The organism is Xanthomonas floridensis, assembly GCF_001642575.1.
Taxonomy (GTDB): domain Bacteria; phylum Pseudomonadota; class Gammaproteobacteria; order Xanthomonadales; family Xanthomonadaceae; genus Xanthomonas; species Xanthomonas floridensis.
Genome location: NZ_LXNG01000056.1, coordinates 122,872 through 135,988, shown reverse-complemented (window position 1 = coordinate 135,988; position 13,117 = coordinate 122,872). Strand labels below are relative to the sequence as shown.

The following is a 13,117-nucleotide window of genomic DNA, read 5'->3' as shown; positions in this document are numbered from 1 at the left end:
CACTTGCATGAGGAATTTTTTGCAGCATCGCGACTACCCTGAGAGGCAATACATGCAGACAGCGACAGAACTTTTATCGTCGAGTTTGATTCCTCACCTGATAACGCCGCACTGCGTTTATCCTGTCGGTGGTCAAAGGCTGCGCCTCGTCACTTGTCCACGACCTGGCGTTGGTTCTAGTGGGGATGCAATGTGTGACCTTCGACACGGAATCTGACGTTATGACGCTAGGCACAGGGGACAAATCGCAGGACCGCTCTCCCGACTGGTCGGGGGTTCCGATCGATCTGGGTGGGATGGAGCCACTGGAGCAGATCGCACGTCTGTTGTGCCATGCGTTGGTCGCCCCGGCGGCAGCACTCACCATCACCGAAGGTGGCCGCATGCGCGTGCTTGCCGCGCGTGGCATCGACCCCGGCCATGTCGAACAGGCGATTGCGCTGTGTCCGTCGCCACTGGCCTCCAGCAATGGCGTCGCAGAGCTGATCGAGCACGCGGCACTGGAGCCGATTCAACTTGGCGATGCAGCCTTCCCGGGCCTGCCCGCGCGATTTATCGCCTGTGTCGCGGTTGGCGCGCCGCAGACCGGCATTTGCGGCATCTTGTGCGTCATCGATTCACGCGAGCGCCGCCTGGCCAGCCAGGAGCATCAGCAGCTGCGCATGTTCGCCAACGTGGCCGCTGCACAACTGGAACTGCAGTTCGGTGCCGGTCGTCGCGAGCCGCATAGCGGGCTATTCAATGCACGCCAGCTGCAGTCGGATCTGGATGCCCTCGCCCTCGGCAGCCACTGCGTACCCACCATTGCCGCCTTCATCGAGGTCTACGACACGCAGGCGGCCAACGAGGCGCGCCAGGCGCTGGGCATGCAACCGCTGGAAGAATTGATCCGGCATGCCAGCTACGTGTTGACGCGCGCCCTGCGCGGCAAGGCAACGGTCTACCACGTGGCGCCGATGCGCTTTGCCTTCTTCCTGCTGAACTCTGCGCCCGACGAGATGGAAGACCTGCTGCTGGATCTGCGCGACATGCTGCAAAAGCCGGTGGACGCGGCCGGGGTGCCAATGTCGTTGACCTTTCATGCCGGGGTGGTGCGCTTTGCGCCGCAGCAGCCGGACACCAACGATGTGATGCGCAAGGGCCTGGTGTCGCTGGGCGATGCGATCAACAACCACGCCGTGGTGTGCTGGTACAGCGCATCGCAGGACGATGCCATCCAGCGCTCGTACCGCCTGGCGCTGGACGCGGAAAAGGCGCTGGAGGCCGGCGATTTCCGGCTGGTCTTCCAGCCGCGCATCAATCTGGAGGACCTGTCGGTGACCGGCTTCGAGGCGTTGCTGCGCTGGCATCACGCCAGCCTGGGGCCGATTGGCCCGGACGAGTTCATTCCCCTGTTCGAGAAGACCGCACTGATGTGCACGGTCACCAACTGGGTGATCGAACATGCGCTGCTGCAGTTGGCGCAGTGGCGGGCGCAGGGCCTGGATTTTTCCATCTCGATCAATCTCTCGTCGCGCGATTTCGGCAACACCAATCTGGCTGCAGACGTGATCAACCGCTGCAGCGACCTGGCCATCCCGACCACGCGGGTGGAGCTGGAGATCACCGAAGGCCGCTGGCTGCGCAGCAATGTCGAAGCGGTTCCACGCCTGCGTGCACTGCGCGAGGCGGGCGTGAGCGTGGCCATCGACGATTTCGGCACCGGCTACAGCAACTTCGGGTATCTCACCGAGCTGCCGATCAACGTCCTAAAGCTGGACCGCTCGCTGGTCACCGGTATCGCCATGAAAGCCGGCATGCAGATGCGTGCAGAAGCCGTGGTGCGGCTGGCCAGTGCGCTGGGCTACCGCACCGTGGCCGAAGGCATCGAACATGCCGACGAAATCGCCCTGCTGCGCAGCTGGGGCTGCGACGAGGCGCAGGGGTATCTGTTGTCCAGGCCGATGGAGGCGCACCTGGTGGCTGGGTACGTCCAACAGGCCACCGAACGACGACGCCTTCCCTGAGGCGATGATGCCGGCGCGCAGACAACGCCGGCTCGACGGACTGGCAGGCCGCACGCATGCAGACAGGGAAAGATTCCCTGCCACACCGCATGCTCAGGGTGCCGACAGCGCGTAATCCAGCGCAGCACAGATCGCCGCTACCTGCGCCGCGTTGCATTGCTCGGGTGTGGCGCGCGGGCTGTCCGGGTACACCTCGGTGGTGGTGCGATAGCGCGCATCGGTCACGCCGGCACACAGGCCCAGCTGCCGCACCGGATAGTTGATGACGCCATGGCCCACCACCGCTGCGCCGATGATCTGCCCCTGCGCATCGGGCGGCGCGATATGCGTGACCCTGGCCACCGCGGCGATCACCGCTTGCTGAAAGGCAGGTTGCGGATCTTCGCTGTCGCCGACCAGGTAGAACCCGTCCGGAATGCTGCCCGGCACGAACACCACACCATCGCGTGCCGCCAGCGCAGGACGGAACTCACTTTCGTCGCTATCGGTGGTCTCATGCAGGTCGATATGCACCAGCATCCTGCCGGCGGTGTCTGCAACCAGCTGCCTCAGCGCCGCCGACTCCGGGGCCGGGCTGTGGTCGCGAAACGCGCGGTTGGGATCGATCGCCGCGTCGTTCCAGCGCTGGATCCGCTCGTAGCCCCAGGGATTGATGCAGGGTGCGACCAGCAGATTCAACCTGCCCGCATAGTCGGCACCGCACTGCTGCAAGAACTGCAGTGCACCCTGCACGCCACTGGTTTCGTAGCCGTGCACGCCACCGGTCACCAGCGCACACGGCAGGGCGGTGTCCCACGTGGCGCTGCGCAATGCCAGTAGCGGGTATTGCGTGGAGTCGGCAACAATCGTTCCGTACTGCACGCGCGCATAGCCGTTGCCCAGCGCGTCGATGGCATGCACCACCTCGTCCGCGTAGCTGCGCTGTACCCGCTGCCTGGCGCGCCACGCGCTGCGTTCGTCATCGCCCCAAGCCTGGCCAGGGGTACCGATCGGATAGCCGGGTTGCGTTGTCATCACCAAGATCGCGTTATTGGAGGCGCCCAAGGGTAAGCGCTGGGCCTGCAGAAAAAAATCCATGCTTGCGTCGTCGTTCATGGCGAGGCGACGACACGCACAGTGGTCTTGCTGCTGTGGCGTACGAGCCCGCGCATCTTCTTGACGAGCCCAGCGGCCTCTGCTTCGACGTCGCGCCGCTGCCCTGCGCCGCGCGGCTGCAGGTGTGTCGAGCCAACCGTCCAACAGGTCTCTGCGCCCAGGCACGTGCCGCTTCTTCTCAGCCAGACGCGCCGGCATCGACGGATACCAACGCTGCACGGCAGCGGTGGAGCAGCATGCAAAGCGTGCAGACATCGCAGCGACGCGCAAACTTCACACATCGCCGGGTGCGGATAAACAGTTAAGCCCCACAGGAGCGTGCCGCTAGATCGTGCTCTCGTTAGTTTGGCCAACATGCACCGGTCAGCGCCGCAGCAAGGCGGGCCAGTGACGGTGCCCCACACGCTGCGCCACGGCAGTGGCTGCAGATTTTGCCTTCATCGCAGCAGCCATCACGCCAATATGGAAAATATTCGCTGCAATCGATGGCGAAACGAAAATCTGCTGCAAAAATTTCCGCCTGGTGTGTGAGGCCTGATGCAGCAGGCGTTTGAACAGGTTCAAGCGCCCTGGGCTGGCCTGCCGCCTGCGCACAATTGCATCATGATGCAATCGTTTGCTTTCATGGGCACATACGAACAGGGGCGCTTCCCCCAAAAAACAGCAGGCCCTGCGCCATCGCGGCACAGGGCCTGCACCCCTTAATCAATGACGGCATGCGCTGCATGCCGCGCCTTGATTATGCGGATTCTTCCTGCGGCTTGGCCTGCTTGGAGCGGCCGCCCTTACTGCCGATGCGCGACATGTGATCGCGGTCGCGACTTACCGCCTGGCCGCCCTTGCGGCCGGCCTCGCGTGCTTCGTCGCTGGTGAATTCATGCGCGTTACCGCTGGCGTGTGCGGCCTTGCCACCGCTGCTGGCCAACACGCGACGCTTTTCAGGATCCAATGCGGCAAAACCGCGCCGGCTACGAGTACTGTTCTGTCCGTCTTCCACTGTGCCTCCTCTCGATGCATCGGGTACGTCATTGGGTAATGTGCTTACCGCAACAATCGTGCCAACCCGCAAAAGCAGGCTATACGGTGGCAAACGGGCACATGCAGGAAAAAACCGCTGCGCTCGCTGCGCAAATCTTGCACACCTTCACGGCGACGCCTGGCTGCAGCGCGCTGCAGAATGGGTAGCGCTACCAAATTGGCGCCTCCTTTCGCTGTACTGCGATGTGCTGCGATGTGCTGCGATGCTGCTGCCTCCATGAGCTGCGCATCCACAGTGGTGATGCTCGGATCGTTCTCTCCGACAGCGCGCCACTTCGATCAGGGGCGGTGCAGCGCAATGACTGCTCGTGCGGCACGGCCTGGCCGGGATAAGGGGGCGCAGCAGACTGTCTATAAGCCGCCAAGGCTGCAAATGATTCGAGGCACTCGCCAGGGATGGCACGGCCCAAGCGTCCGCCATGCGCCCGCCTGCTACGCAGCGCGGCGCCGACCGGCGCTGGACTGCAAGCGGCCTGCGGCCTTGCACCTGGTGCAAGGCTGATCCGTCGGCGAGGGCGCGTCTGTGCGGGCGACGGACAATCGTGCTTCCGCCCAACCATGCAAGCGGTTAGGCGCTACACCTGGCTCAGGCGGGGGAGACTGCAAAGTGCCTTCGGCGATCGAACGACGGCGCTGCCGTTCCGGCGCGGTGCCGTTGCGCACGCAGCGAGGCCACTCCCCTATCCCACTGCCTGTTCCAGCACGGCAGTGCGACGATCGTCGCAAGCGGCCGACGCGTGTGCGAGCGCATCGCCTACCAACAGCAAGGTCGGCAGACCTGGCAGCAGCGCGGCGGCGGTAGCGCCAAGTTCGCCCAGCGTGGTGAGGCGACGTTGTTGCTCGGGACGTGTGGCTGCCTGCACGATGGCTGCCGGCGTAGCGGCCGGCAGATGCGCCAGCAGCGCCGTCGCCAGCGCATCCGCACGCCGCAGGCCCATGTAGATGCCCAGCGTGGTACCACTGGCGGCCAGTGCTCCCCAGTTCGGCTCGCCGTGGTCGTGCGTATGCGCAGTGACGAAGGTGATGCCATGGCAATGTTCGCGGTGCGTCAGCGACACTTCCAGCGCCGCGGCGGCGGCGAACGCGGCACTGACCCCATTGATCACCTGCACACCGACACCGGCGCGACGCAGGAAGTCGATTTCTTCGCCAGCCCGCCCGAACAACAAGGCATCGCCGCCCTTGACGCGCACCACGCGCAGACCCTGCAACGCATAGCGCCGCATCAGCCGGCAGATGAACTCCTGCGGCGTGGAGCGGCAGCCGCCGCGCTTGCCGACGCGGATCACGCGCGCCTGCGGTGCCAGCTCCACGATCTCGGGATTGGCCAGATCGTCGAGCAGCAGCACCTGCGCCACTGCCAGCGCCTTGACTGCCTTGATGGTCAGCAGCTCCAGATCGCCGGGACCGGCAGACAACAACACCACATCACGCGCGCAGGAAGGGATGACGGACATGAGAGATCTCGCAGTGTGTGGAGGGGTGAAGTGCATCAGGCCAGCCGCGGTTGGCGGCACAGCCGGGTCAGTTGCGGAACGCAGGAGCCGCAGACGGTGCCGCAACCCAGGCGTTGTTTGAGTTTCGCCACATCGGCGCCGTCATCGATGGCCGCATGGATCGCCGACGCCGCGACATTCATGCAGGTGCAGACGATCGGGTCGCTGGGCACAGCAGGCGTCTGTGCGAACACCGCCAGCCGCGCGCCGCGCCACGGCTTGCCTGCCAATGCGGTGTTCAGCAGCGCCTGATTGGCCTCGCTGGGTTGCGCGGCGGTGAGCAACAGGCCGTCGATATGACTGAGCCCGTCCTGCGTTCGCCAACCGACACGGCGCATCAGCCCACGGCGCAGATCGCGGTATTCCAGGACATCGGCACCGGCGGGCAGCTGCAAGGCGGCGACCAGGCGATCAATCCAGGCCGCCTCGGGCGCCTGCTCGCAGGCGGCGTGCAGCACCGCCCACGCGCCGGCGGCCTCCGGCAAGGGCTCGGCATGCAGGCGCAGGCTGGCATAGCCGCAGTCGCGCAGCAGCGGCTGCAGCGCCTGTTGCAGCGCCAGTGCATCGCCGCGCCGCGCGGCCAGCAGATGCCAGCCGAACACCGCCTTTTCCACCCGCACCGCCGCGTGCTTGAGCTCGGGCTGCTGCGAGCGCGCGTCCACTGCCGGCGTACTCACTTCGTTGATGCCACCGCTGGAAAGGCTCTGCCCGCTCCAGTGCATCGCCGCGAACACGCTACCCGAGCGCAGCTCATCAGATAGCTCCAGCGGCAGCACCAGCGCGCCGCGCTTGCTGACCACCTGCACCAGTTCGCCGGCCACCAGTCCGCGCCGCGCCGCATCGTCCGGGTGCATGCGCAAAGACGGTTCGGGACTGTGCGCAAACGCAGCCGCCACCCGCCCGGTGCGCGACATGCCATGCCACTGGTCGCGCAGCCGACCGGTCAGCAGCCGCATCGGAAAGCGCGCCGAGGTCGCCTCGGCCACCTTGCGATACGGAGTGGCATGGAAGCGCGCGCGCCCGTTGTCAGTGGCGAACACGCCATCGGTATACCGCCGTGCCTGCCCCTGCGCGCTGCCGGCCGGAAATGGCCATTGCTGCGGACCGTTGTCCAGCACCGCGTAATCCAGCCCGCCGATGTCCAGGTCGCGGCCCACCGTCAACGCGCGATGTTCGTCGAACACCTGCGCAGTGGTGTCGAAGGCGAACAGCCCGGCCGCGGCGCCCGGTTGCAGCTTGGCCTCCAGCCGGCGCGCCACCTCGTTGGCAATCCACCAATCCGCACGCGCCTGTCCCGGTGGCCCCACCGCCTTGCGCACGCGGGTGATGCGGCGCTCGGAGTTGGTCACGGTGCCGTCCTTTTCGCCCCAGCTGGCGGCAGGCAGCAGCACATCGGCATACGGCACGGTGTCGGTGCCGGAAAACGCCTCCTGCACGATCACCAGCTCGGCCTGCTCCAGCGCCGCGCGAATGCCGGCCACCTCCGGCATCGAGTGCACGGGATTGGTGCACACGATCCACACCGCCTTCAGCGTGCCGGCACGCAGGCGTTCGAATAATTCCACGGCCGGCGTGCCCGGCGTGGGACTGATGCGCCCAGCCGGCACGCCCCACAGCGCTTCCACCTCCGCGCGATGCTCGGCATTGCCGATCTCGCGGTGCGCCGCCAGCATCGTCGCCATACCGCCGACCTCGCGCCCGCCCATCGCATTGGGCTGGCCGGTCAACGAAAACGGACCTGCACCGGGTTTGCCGATCTGCGCGGTGGCCAGGTGCAGATTGATCAATGCCAGGTTCTTGTCGGTGCCGTGCGCCGACTGGTTCAAGCCCATGCAATACAGCGACAGCGCCGCCGGGCTGCGCCCGAACCACTCGGCCGCCTGCACCAGGTCCTCATGCGAGATCCCGCAGATCTCGGCGCTCATGCGCGAGGTGTACTCGCGCAGCATCCGCTTGAGGGCATCGAATTCCTGGGTATGGCCCGCAACGAAACGCGCATCCACCAGACCCTCCCAGATCAGGTGATGCAGCATGCCGTTGAAGAGCGCAACGTCGGTCCCCGGTTCGATCGCCAGGTGCAGGTCGGCCATGGCCGCGGTGTCGGTACGGCGCGGATCGATCACGATCCAGCGAATCTCGGGGTTGCGCGCACGCGCAGCTTCCAGCCGGCGAAACAGCACCGGGTGTGCGTAGGCCATGTTGCTGCCCGCAAACAGCACCGTCTGTGCCAGCTCCAGGTCGTCATAGCAGGTGGGCGGGCCGTCTGCGCCTAGCGCCAGCTTGTAGCCGGTGACGGCGCTGGACATGCACAGCCGCGAATTGGTGTCGATGTTATTGGTGCCGATCAGACCCTTGGCCAGCTTGTTGAAGACGTAATAGTCCTCGGTGAGCAGCTGCCCGGAGAGATAGAACGCCACCGCATCCGGGCCATGCTCCTGGATGATGGCCGCCAGTTTGCTGGTGACATGCTGCAAGGCCTGATCCCAGCTTACCGGCGCACGCGGCGCCTGCCGGTGCCGACGCAATTCGGGGACCAGCACGCGCCCCTGCGTGCTGGTGGTGGTCTGCGGCAACGCCAGTCCCTTGCTGCACAGACGGCCATGATTGGCCGGGTGCTGCGGGTCGCCTTCGATGCCCACGATGCGCTCGCCGGCATCGTCGTGCTCACTGTGGATCAACACGCCGCAGCCGACACCGCAGTAGCAACAGGTCGAGCGCGTGATGCGGTGCATCGGCGATGCCGCAGACGCGTGCGCAGCGGTCTCCGATGCCGGCAGCGGCAGGGCCTCGCTCATGCGGCCGGCTCGGCAACGGCCTGCGGCTCGGGCACTGGCTGCAATACGATCCACACCGCACCGGCATCCACCTTCACCGGATACCGCGGGGCGCAGCCCACGTCCGGTGCACAGGCCTGCCCGCTCTGCAGGCCGATCGCCCAGCCATGCAATGGGCAGGTCACCGTGTCGCCGGCCACGATCCCTTGCGACAACGGGCCACCTTTGTGCGGGCAACGATCGCGCAGCGCAAACACCTGATCGCTGGCGGTGCGGAAGATGGCGATCGGCGGCAGGCCGTCGACCTCCAGGACGCGCGCACCCAGCGCCGGCAACTCCTGCAAGGCGCACACATGCACCCACGCGTGATTGGGCATGCTCATTCCTCCACCGTTGCCGCAGGTGCCGCGATCCGCAGCGGTTGATATTCCTGGCAGCGCTCTCCGGCAATGCGCGCCTTCCACGGGTCGACCAGGCCTTCCAGCGAGTACAGCAGGCGTTCGTACAAGGCACGCCGGTTGGCCGCGTCATCCACCACTTGTGCGCGGATGTAATCCAGCCCCACCCGTGCGATGTAGTGCACGGTGCGATCCAGGTAATACGCCTGCTCGCGATACAGCTGCAGAAACGCACCGGTGTATTCGCGCACTTCCTCGGCGGTGCTCACCTTGACCAGGAAGCGGGCGACCTCGGTCTTGATGCCGCCATTACCGCCCACATGCAGCTCCCACCCCGAATCCACCGCAATGATGCCCACGTCCTTGATGCCGGATTCGGCGCAATTGCGCGGGCAGCCGGACACCGCCAGCTTGACCTTGTGCGGGCTCCACATATTGGCCAGCATGGTTTCCAGGTCGATCCCCATCTGCGTGCTGTTCTGGGTGCCGAAGCGGCAGAACTCGCTGCCCACGCAGGTCTTCACCGTGCGGATCGACTTGCCGTAGGCATGGCCCGACGGCATGCCCAGATCGCGCCACACATCCACCAGATCTTCTTTCTTGACCCCGAGCAGATCGATGCGCTGGCCGCCAGTCACCTTGACCATCGGCACCGCATACTTGTCGGCCACATCGGCAATGCGGCGCAGCTCGCCGGCATTGGTCACCCCGCCCTTCATCTGCGGAATCACCGAAAAGGTGCCGTCCTTCTGGATGTTGGCGTGCGCGCGTTCGTTGATGAAACGCGACTGCGGATCATCGATGGCTTCATGCGGCCAGGTCGACAGCATGTAGTAGTTGATCGCCGGCCGGCAGGTGGCGCAACCGTTGGGCGTGCGCCATTCCATGAACGCGTAGGCCTGCGCATGGGTGAGCAGCTTGTGCTCGCGGATGGCGCGGCGCACCTCGCCGTGACTCAGGTCGGTACACGCGCAGACGGCCTTGGTCTTTGGGGTTTCCTGGAAATTTGAGCCCAGGCAGTTCATCAGGATCTGCTCCACCAACCCCGTGCACGAGCCGCAGGAACTCGCTGCCTTGGTGTGCTTCTTCACTTCATCGACGGTAAACAGACCCTGCTCGCTGATCGCCTTGACAATCGTGCCCTTGCACACGCCATTGCAGCCGCAGACCTCGTCGCTATCGGCCATCACGCTGGCACGATCCTGGCCGCCGGTGCCCGAGTCGCCCAGCGCGCTTTCGCCGAAAATCAACTGATCGCGTTGCGCCTGGATCGGCGTGCCGTCCTTGAGCAGCTTGAAATACCAGCCGCCATCGCTGGTGTCGCCATACAGGCAGGCTCCTACCAGCACGTCGTCACGGATCACCAGCTTCTTGTAGACGCCGCCGGCCGGATCGGACAACACAATCTCCTCGCAACCATCGCCCCCCATGAAATCGCCGGCAGAAAATAGATCGATGCCGGTGACCTTGAGCTTGGTCGAGGCCACCGAGCCGCGATAGATCCCGATGCCGAACTGCGCCAGATGGTTCGCGCACACCTTGGCCTGCTCGAATAGCGGCGCCACCAGGCCATAGGCAGTGCCACGATGGTTTGCGCACTCGCCCACCGCGTACACGCGCGGATCGAAGCTCTGCAGGCTGTCGTTGACCACGATGCCGCGTGAGCAATGGATGCCGGCCTCTTCGGCAAGGCGCGTGTTGGGGCGGATGCCAGCGGCCATCACCACCAGATCGGCCGGGATTTCGCTGCCATCGGCGAATCTGGCCCCGATCACTTCGCCCTGCGCGTTGCCGAGCAGCGCGCTGGTTGCGGTATTCAAGCGAAATTCCAGGCCGCGTGCGCGCAATGCCTGCTGCAGCAGGTTGCCGGCCACCGGGTCGAGCTGGCGTTCCAGCAGCCAGCCGGCCAGGTGCACCACGGTCACGTCCATGCCGCGCACTTTCAAGCCATTGGCTGCTTCCAGACCAAGCAGGCCGCCGCCGATCACCACCGCATGCTGCTTGCTGCGCGCGGTGTCGATCATGGTGCGGGTGTCCTGGATATCGCGGTATCCGATCACGCCCTTCAGCTCGTTGCCCGGGATCGGCAGCACGAACGGCACCGAGCCGGTGGCGATCAGCAGGCGGTCGTATTCGGCCTCGGTGCCGTCGGCGGCAATCACCCGACGACGCACGCGATCGATGCGGGTGACTTCGGTGTTCAAATGCAGATGGATGCCGTTGTCGCGGTACCACGGCAACGGATTCAACACGATATCGTCGAACTCCTGCTCGCCGGCCAGCACGGGCGAGAGCAGGATGCGGTTGTAGTTGGGATGCGGCTCGGCGCCGAACACGGTGATGTGGTACATGCCCGGCATCAGCTTGAGCAGTTCCTCCACGGTGCGGATGCCGGCCATGCCATTGCCGATGACGACAAGTCTGGGTTGCTTCATTGCCTGGATTCCTGTCGACATGTCAGACGCGCGCCGCGCCGGCGGTGGACCATTCGCTGCGCCACTGGGTCTTGACGCCCGCCAGCAGGCCCCAGCCACCAAGCGCGAACGCAGCGAACAACCACATGCCCAACGCGTAGCTGCCGGTGTGCTGCTTGAGCACGCCCAACCCTGCCGCAAGCGCGAAACCGCCGATGCCGCCGGCCATGCCGATCAAGCCGGTCATGACCCCGATATCCTGGCCGAAGCGCTGCGGCACCAGCTGGAATACCGCACCATTGCCGGCGCCCAGGCACAACAACGTCAGCACGAACAACGCCAGCGTGATGGTGGCGCCGCCGGCACCAAGCCCGGCAATGCCCACCAGCGTGGCAACCAGCAGATACACCGCCAGCAAGGCACGCGTGCCGCCTACACGGTCGGCAATCACGCCACCCAGCGGACGCATCACCGAGCCAGCCAGCACGCAGGCCGCAGTGGCCCAGCCCGCGGTCCGCGCGTCGAAATCGAACTGGTCGTGGAAGTAACCCGGCAACGCGCTGGCAAAGCCGGAAAAGCCACCGAAGGTGATCGCGTAAAAGAACATGAAGCGCCACGCGTCGCGGTTGCCCACCAGCACGCGGCCGTAGTCGGACCACTGCTTGCGTGCGACCGGTGTCGGCGCCTCCTTGGCGATCGACGCAAACACGATCAGCGTCAGCACCAACGGGATGCACGCCAGCCCGAACACGTTTTGATAGCCGAAGGCGGCCGCCAGCATCGGGGCGAACAACGCCGCCAGCACCGTGCCGGAATTGCCTGCACCGGCAATGCCCATCGCGGTGCCCTGATGCTCGGGTGGATACCAGCGCGAGGCCAGCGGCAATGCCACCGCAAATGAAGCGCCGGCGATACCGAGCAGCACACCCAACAGCAGCGCCTGCCCCATGCTGTGCACGCCCAGTTGCCAGGCACCGAAAAGCGCAGCGATCACTGCGAGCTGCGCGACCATGCCGGCGCGCTTGGCGCCGATGCGATCGGCAAACATGCCCAGCACCAGGCGCAACACTGCCCCGCACAGGATCGGCACTGCCACCATCAAGGCGCGCTGCTGTGTATCCAGGCCCAGCGATTGCGCAATCGGCACCTGCAACGGACCGAGCAGATACCACACCATGAAACTCAGGTCGAAATACAGGAAGGAAGCGAACAAGGTGGGCGTGTGCCCGGATCGCCAGAACGAGCGCTGCATAGAGACCTCTTCGAATGCGATGGTCAAAAAAAAACGGCGCCCCTCCGGTAGACCGGAAGGACGCCGTTGTCCTGGATGCGTGCGGATCGCCGTTGAACCGCTGCACCGTGTACGTGTTGTTGCAGGCACGCCGTTGCACCTGCACGTGAGTGCTACGCAATCACCATGCCAACTTATTCACTCCTGCATCACGGCGACGCAAGTCTTTGAAAAATGGTTGATTTAATTATGAGCCGGCTGGGCAGCCGTAGGATTAGCAAGGCCGGAAACACGGCCCGATTCCCGGCTTTCGTGCAGCGATGCACCAAACCTGTGCGGTGCGTTCTTGCGGTGGTAGGTAGGCCAGGCAGTTGCGGCCAAGCCATCGATCCTTCGCACTGCCAACGGTCTACGTGTCTGCGCTGATGTCTGCCAGCGATGGCTCCGGACTCTGGAGTTTCCTTGTGACCTCAAGCGCCTGGCCGAGCGCACACTGCTTCGCGATCCGTTCGAGCATTTCGACTCCGCGATTTCAAAGAGTGACGATCAGGCGCGTGCGGCCCTCTCCGCCTGCGGAACACGCAGCAATCCGGTCGTGCGTCTGCGTGGCGGCATGCATGGCGCCATAGGGGCTCGCAGGCGCCGAAACCAAGCGGCTTGATGGG

At 65.2% G+C, this 13,117-nt stretch carries 9 protein-coding genes; 1 reads left to right on the top strand and 8 read right to left on the bottom strand.

From position 1 onward, the window contains the following. The first annotated feature begins 194 nt into the window (after positions 1-194). On the top strand, positions 195-2,006 hold the full coding sequence (locus tag A7D17_RS20840; RefSeq protein WP_064510849.1) for an EAL domain-containing protein: 1,812 nt from the start codon (positions 195-197) through the stop codon (positions 2,004-2,006). Between the two features lie 93 nt (positions 2,007-2,099). Here A7D17_RS20840 and A7D17_RS20835 read toward each other — a convergent pair whose 3' ends face one another. From A7D17_RS20835 to A7D17_RS20800, 8 genes are all read right to left on the bottom strand, one after another. Next, the gene (locus tag A7D17_RS20835; RefSeq protein ID WP_064510883.1) at positions 2,100-3,020 is read right to left on the bottom strand and encodes a M14 family metallopeptidase; all 921 of its coding nucleotides are present in this window, start codon (positions 3,018-3,020) and stop codon (positions 2,100-2,102) included. Positions 3,021-3,464: 444 nt separating this feature from the next. Next, entirely contained in the window at positions 3,465-3,665 is a 201-nt protein-coding gene (locus A7D17_RS20830) for a hypothetical protein (protein WP_064510848.1), read from the bottom strand. 175 nt (positions 3,666-3,840) lie between these two features. Beyond that, positions 3,841-4,098 (bottom strand): KGG domain-containing protein, encoded by a 258-nt coding sequence (locus A7D17_RS20825; protein ID WP_005990975.1) that lies wholly within the window; start codon positions 4,096-4,098, stop codon positions 3,841-3,843. A 721-nt stretch (positions 4,099-4,819) separates the two neighbouring features. Continuing rightward, the gene (gene cobA / locus A7D17_RS20820) at positions 4,820-5,566 is read right to left on the bottom strand and encodes a uroporphyrinogen-III C-methyltransferase (protein WP_193395379.1); all 747 of its coding nucleotides are present in this window, start codon (positions 5,564-5,566) and stop codon (positions 4,820-4,822) included. 65 nt (positions 5,567-5,631) lie between these two features. Beyond that, entirely contained in the window at positions 5,632-8,430 is a 2,799-nt protein-coding gene (locus A7D17_RS20815) for a molybdopterin-dependent oxidoreductase (protein WP_161946567.1), read from the bottom strand. Next, entirely contained in the window at positions 8,427-8,792 is a 366-nt protein-coding gene (nirD, locus tag A7D17_RS20810) for a nitrite reductase small subunit NirD (RefSeq protein WP_161946566.1), read from the bottom strand. Before nirD ends, A7D17_RS20815 begins: the two co-directional genes overlap by 4 nt. After that, complete coding sequence (gene nirB / locus A7D17_RS20805; protein WP_239692262.1) at positions 8,789-11,206, bottom strand: nitrite reductase large subunit NirB; 2,418 nt, start codon at positions 11,204-11,206, stop codon at positions 8,789-8,791. Before nirB ends, nirD begins: the two co-directional genes overlap by 4 nt. A 58-nt stretch (positions 11,207-11,264) precedes the next feature. Continuing rightward, positions 11,265-12,434 (bottom strand): MFS transporter, encoded by a 1,170-nt coding sequence (locus A7D17_RS20800; protein ID WP_193395378.1) that lies wholly within the window; start codon positions 12,432-12,434, stop codon positions 11,265-11,267. Positions 12,435-13,117: the final 683 nt, after the last annotated feature.